17 protein-coding genes and 1 riboswitch are annotated in these 18,311 nt (G+C 67.3%); of the genes, 8 read left to right on the plus strand and 9 right to left on the minus strand.

All coding sequences use genetic code 11. The features are described 5' to 3' along the window. Positions 1–44: 44 nt before the first annotated feature. On the plus strand, positions 45–566 hold the full coding sequence (locus AAHS21_RS02310; RefSeq protein WP_342926090.1) for a serine/threonine protein kinase: 522 nt from the start codon (positions 45–47) through the stop codon (positions 564–566). A 363-nt stretch (positions 567–929) separates the two neighbouring features. After that, on the plus strand, positions 930–1,448 hold the full coding sequence (locus AAHS21_RS02315; protein ID WP_342926091.1) for a serine/threonine protein kinase: 519 nt from the start codon (positions 930–932) through the stop codon (positions 1,446–1,448). 3 nt (positions 1,449–1,451) lie between these two features. Here AAHS21_RS02315 and AAHS21_RS02320 read toward each other — a convergent pair whose 3' ends face one another. The 4 genes from AAHS21_RS02320 to thiO form a co-directional block, all read right to left on the minus strand. Further along, positions 1,452–2,240 carry an SGNH/GDSL hydrolase family protein gene (locus AAHS21_RS02320; protein ID WP_342926092.1) on the minus strand — a complete coding sequence of 263 codons (789 nt, stop codon included), beginning with the start codon at positions 2,238–2,240 and terminating at the stop codon, positions 1,452–1,454. Then, a complete protein-coding gene (locus AAHS21_RS02325) occupies positions 2,237–3,052 on the minus strand; it encodes a thiazole synthase (RefSeq protein WP_342926093.1) in 816 nt (271 codons plus the stop codon). The genes AAHS21_RS02320 and AAHS21_RS02325 overlap by 4 nt, the downstream gene beginning before the upstream one ends. Next, on the minus strand, positions 3,045–3,242 hold the full coding sequence (gene thiS / locus AAHS21_RS02330) for a sulfur carrier protein ThiS (RefSeq protein WP_342926094.1): 198 nt from the start codon (positions 3,240–3,242) through the stop codon (positions 3,045–3,047). Before thiS ends, AAHS21_RS02325 begins: the two co-directional genes overlap by 8 nt. Then, positions 3,239–4,255, minus strand: a complete 1,017-nt coding sequence (gene thiO / locus AAHS21_RS02335; RefSeq protein WP_342926095.1) for a glycine oxidase ThiO — start codon at positions 4,253–4,255, stop codon at positions 3,239–3,241. Before thiO ends, thiS begins: the two co-directional genes overlap by 4 nt. Beyond that, positions 4,246–4,374, minus strand: a riboswitch (TPP riboswitch). Its footprint overlaps the gene before it by 10 nt. Positions 4,375–4,409: 35 nt before the next feature. Between thiO and thiE the strand changes: the two genes are divergently transcribed. Then, positions 4,410–5,081 (plus strand): thiamine phosphate synthase, encoded by a 672-nt coding sequence (gene thiE, locus AAHS21_RS02340; protein WP_342926096.1) that lies wholly within the window; start codon positions 4,410–4,412, stop codon positions 5,079–5,081. Here the strand turns inward: thiE and AAHS21_RS02345 are convergent. Further along, positions 5,053–5,685 carry an NUDIX hydrolase gene (locus AAHS21_RS02345; protein ID WP_342926097.1) on the minus strand — a complete coding sequence of 211 codons (633 nt, stop codon included), beginning with the start codon at positions 5,683–5,685 and terminating at the stop codon, positions 5,053–5,055. The genes thiE and AAHS21_RS02345 overlap by 29 nt on opposite strands. Before the next feature lie 131 nt (positions 5,686–5,816). On the opposite strand from AAHS21_RS02345, the gene glnX reads away from it, so the two are divergent. From glnX to AAHS21_RS02360, 3 genes are read left to right on the plus strand one after another with little or no spacing between them, the layout of a single operon-like run. Continuing rightward, positions 5,817–7,136 (plus strand): protein kinase G-activating protein GlnX, encoded by a 1,320-nt coding sequence (gene glnX / locus AAHS21_RS02350; RefSeq protein ID WP_342926098.1) that lies wholly within the window; start codon positions 5,817–5,819, stop codon positions 7,134–7,136. Then, complete coding sequence (locus AAHS21_RS02355; protein WP_096284303.1) at positions 7,136–8,113, plus strand: glutamate ABC transporter substrate-binding protein; 978 nt, start codon at positions 7,136–7,138, stop codon at positions 8,111–8,113. The genes glnX and AAHS21_RS02355 overlap by 1 nt, the downstream gene beginning before the upstream one ends. Continuing rightward, positions 8,113–10,392, plus strand: coding sequence for a serine/threonine-protein kinase PknG (locus tag AAHS21_RS02360; protein WP_342926099.1), 2,280 nt, complete (start codon positions 8,113–8,115; stop codon positions 10,390–10,392). Before AAHS21_RS02355 ends, AAHS21_RS02360 begins: the two co-directional genes overlap by 1 nt. Positions 10,393–10,527: 135 nt before the next feature. Here the strand turns inward: AAHS21_RS02360 and AAHS21_RS02365 are convergent, their stop codons facing one another. Then, positions 10,528–11,391: a hypothetical protein gene (locus AAHS21_RS02365; protein ID WP_342926100.1), complete on the minus strand. Its 864-nt coding sequence runs from the start codon at positions 11,389–11,391 to the stop codon at positions 10,528–10,530. Positions 11,392–11,538: 147 nt separating this feature from the next. Between AAHS21_RS02365 and AAHS21_RS02370 the strand changes: the two genes are divergently transcribed. Beyond that, positions 11,539–12,855, plus strand: a complete 1,317-nt coding sequence (locus AAHS21_RS02370; RefSeq protein WP_342926101.1) for a DUF1800 domain-containing protein — start codon at positions 11,539–11,541, stop codon at positions 12,853–12,855. Between the two features lie 10 nt (positions 12,856–12,865). After that, positions 12,866–14,059 carry a DUF1501 domain-containing protein gene (locus tag AAHS21_RS02375; RefSeq protein ID WP_342926102.1) on the plus strand — a complete coding sequence of 398 codons (1,194 nt, stop codon included), beginning with the start codon at positions 12,866–12,868 and terminating at the stop codon, positions 14,057–14,059. Here the strand turns inward: AAHS21_RS02375 and AAHS21_RS02380 are convergent. The 3 genes from AAHS21_RS02380 to fgd are packed head-to-tail and all read right to left on the minus strand — an operon-like array spanning position 14,056 to position 18,290. Then, on the minus strand, positions 14,056–15,207 hold the full coding sequence (locus AAHS21_RS02380; RefSeq protein ID WP_342926103.1) for an acetate kinase: 1,152 nt from the start codon (positions 15,205–15,207) through the stop codon (positions 14,056–14,058). The two genes, AAHS21_RS02375 and AAHS21_RS02380, sit on opposite strands and share 4 nt — an antisense overlap. Further along, positions 15,200–17,287: a phosphate acetyltransferase gene (pta, locus tag AAHS21_RS02385; protein ID WP_342926104.1), complete on the minus strand. Its 2,088-nt coding sequence runs from the start codon at positions 17,285–17,287 to the stop codon at positions 15,200–15,202. Before pta ends, AAHS21_RS02380 begins: the two co-directional genes overlap by 8 nt. Then, positions 17,280–18,290 (minus strand): glucose-6-phosphate dehydrogenase (coenzyme-F420), encoded by a 1,011-nt coding sequence (gene fgd / locus AAHS21_RS02390; RefSeq protein ID WP_342926105.1) that lies wholly within the window; start codon positions 18,288–18,290, stop codon positions 17,280–17,282. Before fgd ends, pta begins: the two co-directional genes overlap by 8 nt. Positions 18,291–18,311: the final 21 nt, after the last annotated feature.

Here is an 18,311-nt window from a genome sequence, read left to right on the forward strand (position 1 = left end):
TGCGGTAGCCGAACCGCGGCCGCGCCATTGAAAGGAGCCGCCGGATGTCACCTCGGAGTTACCCGCTGCGTGCCGCGACGGCTGGCGTGCTCGTGGGCGGTTTGGCGTTTGCGGGCACCGCGACAGCGACCGCGGACCCCAACACCGGAAGCGGCGCGGATATCAACACACTAGCCAGCACGCTGTCGAAGGGATACGGCCTCAACAACTGCATCGCCCAGGGGGTTCCCAGCGGCGCGCTGGCCTACCTACAGTGCGGACAAAGCCCGGACCCGAGTGGGCCATTGCTCGGCAAATATTTCCTCTTCAGCGATCGCAGCGTGCTGGCGAGCTCATTTCAGCGCCTCATCAGTGGTGACTCCCTGAGCAACTGCGGGAATGCCTTCTCGCCGACTCCATGGCACCAGGGCAGCTCCACCGCCAACGCGGGATCGGTGGCGTGCGGGACTTTTCAGAACCACGCCGAGATCATCTGGACGAATGAGGCCAAGAACATGCTGGGCGTGATCCGTGCCGCCGGCAACGACGTCGGATCGCTCTACTCGTGGTGGCGAGACAACGGCTGAGCTTTGCGGTTGGGCCGCAACGGGTTCGCACCACGCAGTTCCAATCGGGCCGGCGGCCACCTGGCATGCGGAACCCACCAGGATTTCAGCCTGGCGCGCTGGACCGTCGACGGCAAAAACGTGTTGGGCTCCGCCTTTTGCAAAGGCGACGTGCCCTCGCTCTACAGGTATTGGCAGGGCAACGCCCGATCGGACTTGGGCCGCAACAGTTTCCGTGCTCGTGCCGTCGAAAATGATGCCGGTGTAAACCGTATTCGGCGGAATGGCTTGCATAGCTGTGGTTTGCCCCTACGATCATTCTGGCAAAGACAAATATCGTCGGCGCAGCCTTTCAGGCGGTTACCCGAATATCAGGAGTCGAGGATGCCTCACCCGGCCAAGACGCTGCGAGCCGCGACGGCCGCAGCCTTTACAGCGACCTTCTTCTGCGTCGGCACTCCCACCGCGATGGCAGACAACAACGCCACGCTCCTGAGCGCCCTCTCGAAGGGCTACAGCAGCAGCAACTGCTCGTCTCAGGCGGTGTCCGACGTGCAGGGTTCGTTTACCGCCACGGTGGTGGCGGTCCTGCAGTGCGGACAGAACACCGATTCCAGCGGTCCGATGGGCGGCAAGTACTTCCTGTTCGCCAACAGCGCCGACACGGCCAGCTCGTTCACCAAGCTCATCAGCAGTGACACCCTCGCCAACTGCGGCGACGCCAAGTCGCCCACCACATGGCACCAGGGCAGCTCCGACTCCGCCGGACAGGTGGCCTGCGGAACCGATTCCGGCCAGGCCGAGGTCCTGTGGACCGTCGACGCGAAGAATGTGCTGGCCTTCATCCGCGCGTCCAACTCGGACACGGCCGCCCTGTACAAGTGGTGGCAGTCCAACGGCTGAGTTTTAGAGCTGGGCCGCAACGAGTTCGGCCACCGCTTTCATCCCCGCGCCGTTGGGATGTAGTGGAGCCGGCCGACCCGGCAGCGGCACAATGTATTTCGCCGGTCTGGTCGTCCACGGCTGGGCAGACCATGCGTGATGATCCCGGCTGGCCGCGGCGGCGCCGACCACCCCGCAGCCGGATGCCGCGGCGGCGTCGGCCGTGAGCCGTTCCAGCGCCGCCGCCACGCGGCGGCCCAGGGCAGCGTCCGCGTCCGAGATCGGAGGTGCCGATACGCCTTCGGGCGGCAGGATTGTCAAGTAGTCGACGAATAAAACCCGCGCGCGTGGGGCCCGTTCACACACGGCTCGCCCGACCGCACGCAAGGACTCGGACACTTCGGCCAGGGCCCGTTCGCGCGCGCCGCGGTCCAGCAGTTCGGCGATCCGCGCCCCCAGCAGCGGCAGCCGCCGCGTAGCCCGTGGCAGGGCCGCCGCCATCAACAGCGGAACGTAGCCGACGTCGTTGCCGCCGATCGTGATCGTGACGAGGTCCTCCGAGCCGTCCAGCGCGCTGATCTGGGGCGGCGCGGTGTGCTGATGATCGGTGAGGATGTGGGCGGTGGTGGCGCCGGAAAAGGTGACGTCAACCAGTTGGAGGTTCTTCTGCTCGGCGAGCAGGTGCGCATAATTGCGCGCCGATCGGCCCGACCATCGGGGAGCGCCGTGAACGCGCGGCTGGATGCCCGGACCGGCAGCCATCGAACTGCCCAGCGCTACATACCGTTTCGGCGAACTCTTCGCATCGCTCATTGCTCAGACTCGATGGCCCGCTCCTGCGCGGGCTGGTCCCCGGCCCGCATCGTCGTCGGGCGTGGACTGGACGCCTGCGCCCAGAAGCGCTTCGGGATTCGCCCGGCGCGCCGGGCCAGATAGCCTGCGGTGACTGCGGCCGCCATCGCGGCAGCCATTGTGGGCGGATCGGTGGCCCGGGTCACCGCGGTGGCCAACAGCACTGCGTCACAACCCAACTCCATCGCGAGCGCGGCGTCACTCGCGGTGCCGATGCCGGCATCGAGGATGACCGGAACACCGGCCCGCGCGACGATCATCTCGATGTTGTGCGGGTTGGTGATACCCAGCCCGGTTCCGATCGGTGAACCCAAGGGCATCACCGCCGCGCATCCGGTGTCCTCCAGCCGGCGGGCCAGCGCCGGGTCGTCGTTGGTGTAGGGCAGCACGACGAATCCGTCGTCGACCAATTGCTCTGCTGCCCGGACCAATTCGACCGCATCGGGCAGCAACGTGCGCTCGTCGGCGATCACCTCGAGTTTGACCCAGTTGGTGTTCAGCGCCTCGCGTGCCAGCTGTGCGGTGAGCACCGCTTCGGCCGCGCTGCGGCACCCCGCGGTGTTGGGCAACGGCGTGATGCCCAGCCGGTTGAGCAGTTCGAGCAATCCGGTGCCGCCCTCGGCGTCGACCCGGCGCATCGCGACGGTGGTCAACTCGGTGCCCGAGATCCTCAGCGCCTCCTCCAGCACCGTTAGGCTGGTCGCTCCCCCGGTCCCCATGATCAGCCGCGAAGCGAAGCTGCGGTCGGCGATCGTCAGCTTGGAATCAGCCACCCTGCACCGCCGTCACTACCTCGATCCGAGCACCGTCGAAAAGCTTTGTGGTCCAACTGGACCGGGGTAACACAGCATCGTCCATGGCCACCGCTATACCTCGTTCGGGAAATCCGAGCGAGGCCAGCAACCCGGCGACCGTTGTCGGGCCCTCGACCTCGACCGCATTTGCGTTGACTACCACGATCATGGCTGGACTCCTACCGGAACGAGTTCGGACACAATCTGTTCGGCGGTCCACGGCGCCAGCAGAAAACCTGACCGGCCGTGTCCGGTCGCGACCAGGGTGCGGTCGTCCACGCGATGCACCAGAGGAAGGTTATCCGGTGTCATCGGGCGCAGCCCGGCGGCGCACTCGGCCAGCTCGTACTCACCCAGCGCCGGCAGCACCGCGCACGCGTCGTCGAGCAGATCACGTACTCCGGATACCACCGGGGCGGTGTCCCGGCCGTGTTCGTACTGCGTCGCACCCACGACCACCCCATCCGCACGCGGCACCACGTACACCTGACGGCCGTGCACACGTGCACGAATCACTCTGTCCAGCAACGGCATACAACCCTTTCGCCAGCGCAGTCGCAGCACCTCGCCCTTTACCGGGCGCACCGGCAGTCCCGGGCACAGTGCCGGCGCGTCGATGCCGTTGGCGACCACCACGGCGTCGCCGGAGACCCGCGAAAGGTCGTGGGCCGGCGGCGCCCAGGCGACGCCGCGACGTTCGCAATCCGCCGCCAGCCCGTCGAGGACCGCGCGGTTGTCCACGGCCAGTTCGGTGGGTGCCCGAAAGCCATGCCGGATGCCTTGCGCGAGAAGAGGTTCGACATCGCGTGCGGCCGGCTCCCAAATGACCGGATGCCCCTGTCCGTCCAGCCAGTCCGCGACCGTGCGCAGGTCGGCGACATCGGCCCGGTCGACGGCCACCACCAGCGACTCGCGGGCGGTGACCACCGCCGGCGGCAGCCCGTCCAGGTAGCCGCCCTCGCGCCACAGCCGCAGCGACTCCAGGCCCAGCCGTAGCAAGTGCTCTTCGCCGGGCCACCCCTCGCTGTGCGGGGCCAGCATGCCGCCGGCGACCCAGGACGCGCCGTGATCGCCGGTGCGGTGCACCCGCACCGACCACCCGGCCTGGGCTGCCCGGCGCGCTACCGACAGCCCGATGACGCCGCCGCCGATGACGGCCAGCGTCCCCACATCCGAAGGCATCTTCCGCTCCCTTCGCCGGCATGACCCGGATCAGGTGTGACGGTAAGGGCAGCTCCGGTTTCGCCGGCTGTGCCCACTCTCAGCCCCGCAGGTCGCTCGGGACTCCCGTGTCTCTCGTTGTTCGGGTTCTACGCTAGCGCGCTAGCGTCGCGGTGTGCACGATCCTGTTACCCGTCTTACTGGCGCCCGCCTTTATCTGTGTACCGACGCGCGGCGCGAGCGCGGCGACCTGGCCCAGTTCGCCGAGGCCGCCCTGGCCGGCGGAGTGGACATCATCCAGCTGCGCGACAAGGGGTCGGCCGGTGAACGCCGGTTCGGTGCGCTGGAGGCGCGCGAGGAGCTGGCCGCCTGCGAGATCCTCGCGGACGCGGCCCGCCGGCACGGCGCGCTGTTCGCGGTCAACGATCGGGCCGACATCGCCCGCGCGGCCGGGGCCGATGTGCTGCACCTGGGCCAGGGCGATCTGCCACCGGAGGTGGCCCGCGAAATCGCCGGGCCCCGCCCGCTGATCGGCCTGTCCACCCACGACGCCGACCAGGTAAAAGACGCCGCAACGGCTGCCGTCGACTACTTCTGCGTCGGCCCGTGTTGGCCCACGCCCACCAAACCCGACCGTTCGGCGCCGGGGTTGCCGCTGGTCGAGACGACCGCCCGGATCGACCCGGCCAAGCCGTGGTTCGCGATCGGCGGCATCGACGCGCAACGGCTGCCCGAGGTGCTCGCGGCCGGGGCCCGGCGAATCGTGGTGGTGCGCGCGATCACCGCGGCCGAGGACCCCCGGGCCGCCGCCGAACAGCTCAGTTCAGCGCTTCGAGCAGCGAGCTGATCCGGGGGCTCAGGTGCGACGGCGCCTGATCCGCGTCGACCGGCATGCACCAGACGAAGACCCCGGCGTCGATCTCGAGCGTGCGCGGCAGGTGCTGGCGCCGTTCGTCGGCATGGCCGAGCGGGATCAGCGCCGTCGCGGTGCGCAGCCGCTCCCAGCTGGCGGCGAAGCCGGGATGCAGCGGCAGGTCGGCCACCTCGTTCTCGGCGACCCAGCGCATTTCGGCGCTTTCCCGGTTGGGCACCGTGTGCAGCAACTCGCCGGCGTCGGCAATGACCGTGGTGTAGGACCAGTGGGTGCCGGCGATCCCGGCAACCTCGGCGGTGACCACGGTCGCCCGCACGGCCACGCGCTCGGCGAGCAGCCCGGCCTCCTCGTGGGCTTCCCGGACCGCCGTCTCCTCCGGGGTTTCGTGGCTATCCCGGGCGCCGCCGGGCAACCCCCAGGTGCCGCCCTGATGACTCCACACCGCCCGGTGTTGCAGCAACACCGCGGGGGTACCGTCGGGCCGTGGCGCCCGCAGCAACAGACCCGCCGCGCCGAACCGACCCCAGTAGTGGGCGCCGTTGTCGGATATCACCCATCCGTCACCGTCGCCATGCACGCGTTCAGGATATGCAGCCGATCACCGAAATTGGGCCGCCTCCCCCCATCCACGCCGACATCCTCTTAGAATTCGCTTATACAGGTACGAGCGGCGCATTCCATCGACCGAAAGTTGAGGTCTGAAAACACGTGACGGTTGAGCTGGCGCACCCGTCGACCGAACCGCTGGGGTCGCGGTCGCCGGGTGAACCGGCCCACCCCCGTTGGTGGTTCATCTCGACGACACCCGGCCGCATCCTCACCATCGGCATCGTGCTGGCGGCGCTCGGCGTCTCCAGCGCCTTCGCCACCTCGACGACGATCAACCACCGCCAGCAAGTGCTGTCCACCGTGCTCAACCACACCGAGCCGCTGGCGTTCGCGGCCGGGCGGCTGTACACCACGCTGTCGATCGCCGACGCCGCGGCGGCCACCGCGTTCATCGCCCAGGCCGAGCCATGGCCGGTGCGGATGCGTTACGAACAGGCCATCACCGACGCGGCGGTCGCGGTGACCCGGGCGTCCAGCGGCCTGACCGATGAACCGCTGGTCCAGCTACTCGGAAAGATCAACGCCGAGCTGGCCGTCTATACGGGCCTGATCGAAATAGCGCGGACCAACAACCGGGAAGGCAACCCGGTCGGTTCGTCGTACCTGTCGGAGGCGTCGGGTCTGATGCAGTCGACGATCCTGCCCGACGCGGCGCAGCTCTATCAGGCGACGTCGGAACGGGTGGACGCCGAAACGACCGCGTCCACCCACTTTCCGGCTCCCGTGGTCCTCGTCATCGCGACGACCGTCGTCTTCGGGGCGTTCTCGCATCGTTGGCTGGCCCGGCGCACCCGGCGCCGCATTAATCCCGGGCTGGTCGTGGGTGCGCTCGGTATTCTCGTCATGGTGGTGTGGGTCGGGACTGCGCTAACTATCTCCACGACTGCCAGCCGTAGCGCCAAAGATACGGCGGCCGAGTCGCTCAAGACCGTGACCAGCGTGGCGATCACCGCGCAGCAGGCCCGGGCCGACGAGACACTGTCGTTGATCCGGCGTGGCGACGAACAGATCCGCAAACAGTCGTTCTATCAGCGCATCGACTTCATGCATCAACAGATCGACCAGTACATGGCCCGCGCCGATGCCGTCGACAAGCCCGACCTGCAGGGCGCCGACCAGCTGCTGGTCCGGTGGCGGCAGGCCAACGACCGCATCAACTCCTACATCTCGGTGGGTAACTATCGCTCGGCCACTCAGATCGCGCTGGGCAGCGCCGAGGACGACTCGACACCCGCGTTCGACAAGCTCGAAGACCAGTTGGGCAAGGCCATGACGCAGTGCCGGACGCACCTGCGCAACGACGTGATCAACGCGCGCAGCGGGCTGTCCGGCGCCCAGGTCGGCGGTGTGGTGCTCAGCCTGGGTGCGGCCATCGCGGTCGCCCTGGGTCTGTGGCCGCGGCTGAAAGAGTATCGATAATGACCCCGCTGCCCAGGATCCGCCGGGCGTCCGCCGTGCTGGCCACGGCGATCGTGCTGGCGGGTTGCGGGCACACCGAAACACTGACCGTCGCCACCGCGCCGACGTTGCCGCCGCCCACCCCGGTCGGCATGGAGCAGCTGTCCTCGGAGCCACCGCTGCCGCCCGACGAGACCGGCCAGGATTGCAACGCCACCGCCAGCCTGCGCCCCTTCGCCACCAAGCCCGAGGCCGACGCCGCGGTCGCGTCCATCCGGGCGCGCGGCCGACTGATCGTCGGGCTCGACATCGGCAGCAACCTGTTCAGCTTCCGTGACCCGATCACCGGCGAGATCACCGGCTTCGACGTCGACATCGCCGGCGAGATCGCGCGCGACATCTTCGGCGCCCCGTCGCACGTCGAGTACCGGATCCTGTCGTCGGACGAACGCATCACCGCGCTGCAGCACTCCGAGGTCGACATCGTCGTGAAGACGATGACCATCACCTGCGAGCGCCGCAAGCAGGTGAACTTCTCCACCGTCTACCTCGACGCCAACCAGCGGATCCTGGCCTCGCGCGACTCGCCGATCGCCAAAGTGGGCGACCTGTCCGGCAAGCGGGTCTGCGTCGCCCGGGGTACCACGTCGTTGCACCGGATCCGCCAGATCGACCCGCCCCCGATCATCGTTTCGGTGGTGAACTGGGCGGACTGCCTGGTGGCGATGCAACAGCGGGAGATCGACGCCGTGTCCACCGACGACTCGATCCTGGCCGGCCTGGTCGAGGAAGACCCGTATCTGCACATCGTCGGACCGAACATGGCGACCCAGCCCTACGGCATCGGGATCAACCTGGACAACACCGGACTGGTCCGGTTCGTCAACGGCACACTGGAACGCATCCGCCGAGACGGTACCTGGAACACCCTCTACCGCAAGTGGTTAACGGTTCTCGGACCGGCGCCCGCCCCGCCCGTACCGAAGTATGTGGACTGATGACCGAGGCCGAACACACCGACACCGAGGCCGACACCGAGGACGTCGACCCGGGCACCGACGCGGGCGAAGCGCAGACCGGCGCGACGACCGGGCGCGCGCATGCCACCCAAGCACTGTTCCGGCCCGACTGGGACGACGATGACGACGACGACCTGCCACACATCACGCTCGGGAGCCTAGACACCGACCCGCAGGATCGGATGACGGTCGCGACGCGGGTGCTGCCGCCTACCCGTCAGCTCGGTGGTGGGCTGGTCGAAATCCCCCGGGTCCGCGACATCGATCCGCTCGAAGCGCTGATGACCAATCCGGTGGTGCCGGAGGGCAAGCGGTTCTGCTGGAACTGCGGAAAGCCGGTGGGCCGGTCCAGCTCCGCGGGCAAGGGCGAGTCGGAAGGCAAATGCCCATCCTGCGGGAGCCCGTATTCATTTCTGCCCCAACTGAATCCAGGCGACATCGTCGCGAACCAGTACGAGGTCAAGGGCTGCATCGCACACGGCGGGCTGGGCTGGGTGTACCTGGCCGTCGACCACAACGTCAACGACCGCCCGGTGGTGCTCAAAGGCCTGGTGCATTCCGGTGACGCCGAGGCCCAGGCGATTGCGATGGCCGAACGGCAGTTCCTCGCCGAGGTCGTCCACCCGCAGATCGTGCAGATCTTCAACTTCGTCGAGCACACCGACCGGCACGGCGATCCGGTCGGCTACATCGTCATGGAGTACATCGGTGGCCAATCGCTCAAGCGGGGCAAGAAGGACCCGCGGCTACCGGTCGCCGAAGCCATCGCGTACCTGCTGGAAATCCTTCCGGCACTGAGCTATCTGCATTCCATCGGCTTGGTCTACAACGACCTCAAGCCGGAGAACATCATGCTCACCGAGGAGCAGCTGGAGCTGATCGACCTGGGCGCGGTGTCGCGAGTCAATTCGTTCGGCTACCTCTACGGCACACCCGGCTATCAGGCGCCGGAGATCGTGCGCACCGGCCCGACGATCGCCACCGACATCTACACGGTCGGGCGCACGCTGGCCGCGCTCACGTTGAACCTGCGCACCCGCAACGGCCGCTACGTGGACGGGCTGCCCGAAGACGACCCGGTGCTGTCCACCTACGACTCGTTCGGCCGGCTGCTGCGCCGCGCCATCGACCCCGACCCGCGGCGCCGGTTCGGTTCGGCCGAGGAGATCTCAACGCAGTTGATGGGCGTGCTGCGGGAAGTCGTCGCTCAGGATTCCGGAGTGCCGCGGCCCGGGCTGTCGACGCTGTTCAGCCCGAGCCGCTCGACCTTCGGCGTCGACCTGTCGCTCGCGCACACCGACGTTTACCTGGACGGGCAGGTGCATTCGGAGAAGCTGACGGCCCGGGAGATCGTGACCGCGCTGTCGGTGCCGCTGGTCGATCCCACCGACGTCGCCGCCCCGGTGCTGCAGGCGACGGTGCTCTCCCAGCCGGTACAGACCCTGGATTCATTGCGCGCTGCGCGGCATGGCTCGCTGGCCGCCGAGGGCATCGACGTCTCGGAGTCCGTCGAGCTGCCGCTGATGGAGGTGCGCGCGCTGCTGGACCTCGGCGATGTGGCCAAGGCGACCCGCAAACTCGACGACTTAGCCGAGCGGGTGGGCTGGCGCTGGCGGTTGGTGTGGTTCCGGGCCGTCGCCGAGTTGCTCACCGGCGATTACGACTCCGCCATCAAGCATTTCACCGAGGTGCTCGATACCTTTCCCGGCGAGCTGGCACCGAAATTGGCACTGGCCGCCACCGGTGAACTCGCCGGCAATGTCGACGTGGATAAGTTCTACAAGACGGTGTGGCGCACCAACGACGGCGTGATCTCGGCGGCGTTCGGTTTGGCGAGATCGCTTTCGGCCGCCGGCGATCGACGAGGCGCGGTGCGCACGCTGGACGAAGTGCCGCCCACATCACGACATTTCACCACCGCACGCCTGACCAGTGCGGTGATGCTGCTGTCCGGCCGCTCGACCAACGAAGTCACCGAAGAGCAGATCCGCGACGCCGCCCGACGGGTCGAGGCGCTGCCCCCCACCGAACCGCGGGTGCTGCAGATCCGGGCGCTGGTGCTCGGGGGTGCGATGGACTGGCTCGAAGACAACCAGGCCAGCACAAACCACATCCTCGGCTTCCCGTTCACCAAGCACGGGCTGCGGCTGGGCGTCGAGGCATCGCTGCGCAGCCTGGCCCGGGTAGCACCCACCCAGCGGCATCGCTACACGCTCGTCGACATGGCCAACAAGGTCCGGCCGACCAGCACGTTCTAATCTCGGGCCGCTTCCGTCGCTTTCGGCGTTGCGTTCGGCGTTGCGCGTGCGTCCAGGGCGTTGCGCGTGCGTCCAGGGCGTTGCGCGTGCGTCGAGGGCGGCGACACGCCGACGGACTGCGTCGCGAGTGCACATTCAAAGCCGTTGACGCACAGTCGAAGTAGCGATCGCGGCGCGGACCCGTTGGAGGGTCGCTGCAGGCGAGTCCTCTGCGACCACTCGCACGATGACCCAGCCCATCTCCTCGAGCATCTCGATTCGTCGGATGTCTTTGACGTATTGCCGTCGGTCGGTTCGGTGTTGGTCACCGTCGTATTCGACCGCGACCATCCACTCCGGCCAGCCCATGTCGAGGTAGGCGACGGGGAGGTTGCCCACACCCAACACCGGGATCTGGGTCTGCGGTCGCGGCAGACCCGCGTCGATGAGCAGCAGCCGCAGGTAGCTCTCCCGCGGAGACTGCGCACCCGGGTCGACCAACTCCAGGGCGGTTTCCAGGCGCCGAAGCCCCGGTGAACGCGGATGGTTTTCCGCGACGCGCAGCACGTCGTCGATTTTGAAACCGGTCGCGCGAGCGAGCGCGTCCAGTCGGGCGATCGCTGAATGGACGGCACCGCGCCGGCCGATATCGAAAGCGGTTCGCTCGGGAGTTGTGACCGGGATCCCGGCGATCATCTGGGTCTCGCCGTCCTTCAGGATGCCGCGGCGCGTCAGCACGCCGTGCGGAGCACGCGGGTTGGTGTGCACCACTTCGACAGGGACATCCTCGGGAATCCATTGGGCGCCATGCAATGCCGCGGCAGCCGCACCAGCGATGGTCGCCCGGCGGCCGGACCACAACCACGCCGCGGCGGTGCGCTGTTGGAGTGTAGGGCGGACGTCCGTGCCGACATAGACGTTCGGCAACACCGCGCGATATCGTGCCCGCAATTGATGGCGGCTCAGCTTGCCGCTCGCCAACGCCTCGCTACCAAGGAACAGTGTAACCGGGTCGACCATGCCGTGACCCTTACACGTCGGTGCCTGCCGTGATTTCGGCTATCCACAGACTCACCACTGAGCGCACACTGGACGCCCAGGACGCACGCTCGAAGACGTTCACCGCACGCACAGCTGATTCATAGCTCCATGCCGCACAGTTATTTCATGCCAGGGCAGTCCAGCCAGTGGATCGCAGCGGCCCGCGTGCTGCGCCGAGCCGGCTTCGGGGTGACGGGACCCGAGGTCGACGCGGCACTGCGCGGGGACTGGCCCGGCTACCTCGATGCCATGCTGGCCGGTGACCCCGCCACGGATCCCGGTGCGATCGCCACCCCGATGCCGCGGCTGGAGCCGCTGCGCGCCCCGGGCAAGAGCGCGACCCCGGCCGCCCGCAAAGAGTTCAACCACCAAGTCTCCGAACAAGAGAGCATGCTGTCGGACTGGTGGTTGCGGCGCATGGTTTACGTACAACAGCCGGTGCACGAGAAGCTGGCCGTGCTGTGGCACAACCACTTTGCGACCTCCGCACAGAAGGTCCGGTCCGCCGCACAGATGGCCGCACAGAACGATAAGCTGCGCACCCTGTCGCTGGGCGATTTCCGCGCGCTTGCCTACGCGATGCTGACCGACGCCGCGATGTTGCGCTGGCTGGACGGACAGAGCAATACCGCCAAGGCGCCCAACGAAAATCTCGCCCGCGAATTCATGGAGCTGTTCGCGCTGGGCCATGGCAACGGCTACACCGAGGACGACGTACGCGCCGGCGCCAGAGCGTTGACGGGTTGGGTGATCGACCCCGACGGCCAAACCTCGCTGACCCCCAAACGCCACGACACCGGCGGCAAAACACTGTTCGGCCTCACCCGCGATTTCGATGCCGCCGGATTCTGCGATACCGTGCTGGCGCAACCGAAGTCGGCGGAATTCGTCGCCGGACGGCTGTGGCAGCAGCTGGCCTCCGACGAACCGGCCTCCCCCCAGGTGCTCGGCCGGCTGGTCTCCGCCTACGGTCCCGGGCGCGATCTAGGTGCGCTGACCCGGGCCATCCTGACCGACGACGAGTTCATCGCCAACCGCGCGACCGTCGTCAACACCCCGATCGAGTGGCTGGTCGGTGTGATGCGAGCGCTGCGGGTTCCGGTCGACAAGCCGGAGGTCCTGAAGATGGCCGACGCCACGTTGAAAGCCCTTGGACAGCGGCCGTTCTACCCGCCGAGCGTCGGCGGCTGGCCGCGCGGTCAGGTATGGCTGACGACCGCGAGCGCCGAGGCGAGGATGCGCGCGGCCGCCCGGCTGGCACACCTCGGCGACCTGTCGGCCATCGAGAGTGTGAGCCCCGCCGACCGCATCGACGCCGTCGGCTACTGGCTCGGCATCGGCTCCTGGTCGGACCGATCCGCCGACGCGCTCGAACCCCTGGTTCGCAAGCCCCCACAGTTGATCGCCGCCGCGGTCAACACACCCGAATACCTGACGTCGTGACGAGAGTGCCATGTCCGAGATCAATCGCCGCAGATTCCTGATCGCCAGCGCCGGGGTGGGCGCGGCCGGGCTGCTCTCCGGAGCGGTCGCAGTCGGCTGGCCCGACCTGATGCGCGCCGCCGAGGACCGGCCGCTCGCCGACGGTGCCGGGGTGCTGGTCGTCGTCACGCTCTACGGCGGCAACGACGGCATCAACACCCTAATTCCCTACTCCGACAATGCTTACCACGATTCCCGTCCCGAGCTCGCCTATGCCCCGGGCGAGGTGTTGCACCTGGATTCTCGGCTGGGCCTCAACCCCGCGATGAAGGGCCTGGCTCAGTTGTGGGGCCAGGGCCAACTCGCGATCGTGCGCGGTGTGAGCTATCCGAAACCCGACCACAGCCACTTCCGGTCGATGGACATCTGGCAGACGGCGTCGCCCGCCGAACCGGTCTCGACCGGATGGATCGGCCGTTGGCTCGATGCCACCGGCGACGATCCGTTGCGCGCGGTGAACATCGGGCCTGTGCTTCCTCCGCTGGCGGTTGGCGAAAAGTACACGGCGGCAGCGCTTTCGCCGGTGCGGGCGCCGGCGCAGCAAGCTGATCGCTTCGACGCCATCATCAGCGCGCTGGGCAACGACGACCCCGGTGACACCCCGGCGATGGCGGCGGTACGCAAGGCCTATCGCGCCAGCCGCACCACCAGTAGAGCATTCGGGGCGATCAAAACCGTTGTTAAGGAGAATAATTCGCTGGCCGGACAGCTGGATACGGTTGCCGCCGCGGTACGCGCCGGCGTCCCGACCCGGGTCTACACGGTTGCGCTGGGCGGCTTCGATACCCACGCCAACGAGCGCGATACCCAACAGCGTCTGCTGCAAAGACTCGACGAAGCGCTGACCCCGTTCCTGCGGGACATGGCCGCAGATCGCCGCGGACGCAATGTAGTGCTGATGGCCTACTCGGAGTTCGGCCGCCGCGTGGCGGCCAACGCGTCACAGGGGACCGATCACGGCACCGCGGGCCCGGTCTTCATCGCGGGTGTGCCCGTCAAGGGTGGCTTCTACGGCGAAGAGCCCAGCCTCACCAACCTCGACCGCGGAGATCTCAAGTTTACCACCGACTTTCGCGATATCTACCACGAGCTGCTCGAGCGAACCGTTGGGACGGACCCGACGCCATCGGTGGGGACGGGCCGCACCAGCCTGGGCCTCCTCTAGCTCGCCAACAGCTCCGCGCAGTCGCGTGCGATCGCGAGTTCTTCATCGGTCGGGACGACGAGCACGGCGATCGGCGAATGGTCAGCCGAAATCCGTCGTGCACCTTTGTTTGTGGACTGGTTGCGACTCTCGTCTAGCACGATGCCCAACTCATCGAGGCCGGTCACGGCATCGCGACGCACCCGAGCATCGTTCTCGCCGATGCCGGCGGTGAACGTCAGCACATCGGTGTGCCCCAGCACCGCCAGGTAGGCGCCGATGTACTTACGCAGCCGGTGGATGAATACGTCGTACGCCAATTGTGCCGAGCCATCCCCTGATTCGATCATCGCGTGCAGCCGACGGAAGTCGCGCTCACCGGCCAGGCCCCAAACGCCCGACCGGTTGTTGAGCATGGACTCGATCGCCTCCACATCCATGTTTGCGCTGCGCCACAGGTAGCTGATGACGCCGGGGTCGATGTCGCCGCTGCGGGTGCCCATCACCAGGCCCTCCAACGGGGTCAGGCCCATCGACGTGTCCACGGGTCGGCCAGCGGCGATCGCCGAGGCCGAGGCTCCATTGCCCAGGTGCAACACGATCTGGTTCAGACTGTCCGGCGAGGCGCCCAGGAAGGCGGCGGCCTGCTCACTCACGTAGCGATGCGACGTGCCGTGAAAACCGTAGCGGCGTATCCGATATCGCTCGGCAAGCTCCCGATTCATCGCATACGTCGCGGCCGCGGCCGGTAATCGGTGGAAGAAGGCCGTATCGAATACGGCGATGTGCGCGACGTCCGGCAACAGCTTGCGTGCCACCTTGATGCCCTGCAGCGCGGGCGGATTGTGCAGCGGTGCAAGCTCCGAAAGCTTCTCGAGCTCCGCTATCCGCTCGTCGTCGAGCAGTGTCGGGCGATAAAAATCGCTGCCCCCGTGCACGACCCGGTGGCCGACCGCCAGTAGGCCGCTCGACTTCAGGTCGATGCCATCCTCGGCCAGCTGGTGAAACGCCAGACGCAGCGCCTCCTCGTGATCGGCGGCCCGCCCGGACGGCTCGCCGATCTCACCAATTACGCCGCGTGCGCGAGTGATTCCTGAATCAGGCTGCAGTAGTTGGAATTTCAGCGACGATGAGCCTGAGTTGATTACCAGCACTGTGCGCTCAGCCATGCCCGACACCTTGCGCCTGGATCGCGGTGATCGCAATGGTATTGACGATGTCTTCGACGAGCGCGCCACGAGACAGGTCATTCACCGGCTTGCGTAACCCCTGCAGCACCGGACCGATCGCGATGGCCCCGGCACTGCGCTGCACCGCCTTATACGTGTTGTTGCCGGTGTTGAGGTCGGGGAAGATCAGCACGGTGGCGCGACCGGCCACCGCGGAGTCGCGCAGCTTGGTGGCGGCCACCGAGGGTTCGATCGCGGCGTCGTACTGGATCGGCCCCTCGACCAGTAGCCGCGGATCCCGGGCGCGCACCAATTCCGTGGCTTTCCTGACCTTGTCGACGTCGACCCCGGTTCCGGAATCACCGGTGGAGTACGACAGCATCGCCACCTTCGGATCGATGCCGAACCGCGCGGCGGTGCGCGCCGAACTGATCGCGATGTCCGCGAGCTGTTCGGGTGTGGGGTCCGGGACGATCGCGCAGTCACCGAAGGCCAGCACCCGGTCGGGCATGCACATCAGGAAGATGCTGGACACCGTCGAGACGTCCGGCACAGTCCTGATGATCTCGAGCGCCGGCCGAACCGTGTGGGCGGTGGTATGCGCGGCGCCGGACACCATGCCGTCAACCATGCCGTTGTGCACCAGCATGGTCCCGAAATACGAGACGTCGTGCATGATCTCGTGGGCCTGCTCGACGGTGATCCCCTTCGCCTTGCGTAGTTCGGCGTACTGCGCGGCGAACTGATCGCACAGCTGTTCATGGTACGGGTCGATGATCGTGGCTTCGTGTAGGTCGACCCCGAGTTCGGCTGAACGCGAACGGATTTGAGATTCGTCACCCAGGATCGTGAGGTCGGCGACACAGCGCTTCAGCACCCGGCCAGCGGCCTTGAGGATGCGGTCGTCATTGCCCTCGGGCAGGACGATGTGCTTTCGATCGGCACGTGCCTGCTGCGTGAGCTGGTGGGTGAACATCTGCGGGGTTGTCACCGTGGGAATCGGAATCGCCAGCTGCGCAATCAAGTCCGCGATATCGACGTGGCGCTCCATCAGCCCCACTGCGGTGTCGATCTTACGTTGCGAAGTTGCCGTGACGCGGCCGCGGGCCAAGGCTGCCGCCCTGGCCGTTTCGTAGGTCCCCAGGTCGTTTCCGATGATCGGCAGCCGCAGGCGCAGCCCGGCGACCAGTGCCGCAATGGACGGATGCAGTTGGAACCCGCCGTTGAGCACAATGCAGGATAGCGACGGAAACCCTTCGGCCGCATGGGCGCTGGCGGCCGCCAACACGACGTCGGAACGGTCACCGGGGGTGATCACCGCCATGCCGTCGCGTAGCCGCTCCAGCACGTGGTCGGCGGTCATCCCGGCCACCAGTACGTCCATCACCTCGCGCCGAACCAGCTCGGCGTCGCCGCTGACCAGCGTCCCGTGCACGGCCTGCCGCAACTCCTCGACCGTCGGCGCCGAGAGCAACGGATCTTCCGGCAGTACATAACTGGGCGGGGCGAAGCGGTGCAGCGCTTCGGCAACGGCACCCAATTCGGCCGGATCACATCGGTTGGCCACCACCGCCGCGGTGTGGGCGCGCTGCGCGGCGAGCTCGGCAAGACACACCTCGATGACCCCGGCGACCTGATCGGCGGTGCGGTCCTTGGCCCGCACCGCCAACAGCACCGGCGCACCGAGATTGACCGCGACGCGGGCATTGACCGACAGTTCGGCGGGACCGGCGATATCCGTGTAGTCGCTGCCCACGATCACCACCGCGTCGCATGCCTGCGCCATCGCGTGATAGGCGTCGACGATGCCGGCGATCGCCGCGTCGGTATCGGCATGGATTTGCTGATAGGTGGCGCCGACGCACTCCTCGTAGGGCAGGCCCGCGGTGGCGCGGGTCAGCAGCAGCTCCAGGATGTAGTCGCGATCCTCGCCGAGCCGGGTAATCGGCCGGAACACACCGACTTTGGCGACCATGGCCGTCAGTCGGTTGAGCAGCCCCAGCGCGATCGTCGACTTGCCGGTCTCGGGCTCGGGCGCCGCGATGTAAATCCCCGAAGCAGGTCGAGCGGTATCAGCCAAGTTGCCGCAGCCTGGGCGCAAGGTCTTTTTCGAACAGCTCCAGGAACCGGCGCTGGTCGTGGCCGGGCGCGTGGAACACCAGGTGGTTCAGGCCCCAGTCGATGTAGTCCTTGACCTTGGCGACCGCCTCGTCGGGATCCGACGCCACGATCCAGCGCTTGGTGATCTGCTCGATCGGCAGCGCGTCGGCGGCCTTCTCCATCTCGATCGGGTCGTCGATGGAGTGCTTCTGCTCGGCGGTCAGCGACAGCGGTGCCCAGAACCGGGTGTTCTCCCGGGCCAGTTCGGGGTCGGTGTCGTAGGAGATCTTGATCTCGATCATCCGGTCGATGTCGTCCGGGTTCTTGCCCGCCGCTTCGGCACCCTCGCGCATCGCGGGGATCAGCTTGTCCTTGTAGAGCTCCTCACCCTTGCCGGACGTGCAGATGAACCCGTCGCCGGCGCGCCCGGCGTACTTGGCCACCTGCGGTCCGCCCGCCGCGATGTAGATCGGGATACCGCCCTCGGGCACGTCGTAGATCGAGGCGCCCTTGGTTTTGTAGAACTCGCCCTCGAAATCGACCCGGTCGCCGAGCCACAGTTCGCGCATCAGTTTCACCGACTCGCGCAGCCGCGCGTAGCGCTCCTTGAACTCCGGCCACTCGCCCTCGTATCCGGTGGCGATCTCGTTGAGCGCCTCGCCGGTGCCGACGCCCAGGAAGATGCGGTTCGGGTACAGGCAACCCATCGTCGCGAAGGCCTGAGCGATGACGGCAGGGTTGTACCGGAAGGTCGGGGTGAGCACCGACGTGCCCAGCACCAGCCGCTCGGTGCGCTCGCCGACCGCGGTCATCCAGGCCAGTGAGAACGGGGCGTGTCCGCCCTTGTGCCGCCACGGCTGGAAGTGGTCACTGACGGTGGCGCTGTCCATGCCGTGCGCCTCGGCGGCCACAGCCAGTTCGACGAGCTCGCGCGGGGCGAATTGTTCAGCAGACGCTTTGTATCCAAGTTTCAGTTCAGCCACCCGTTCTTTCTACTCCTACAG

This window comes from Mycobacterium sp. 050272 (genome assembly GCF_039023525.1).
Taxonomy (GTDB): Bacteria; Actinomycetota; Actinomycetes; order Mycobacteriales; family Mycobacteriaceae; genus Mycobacterium.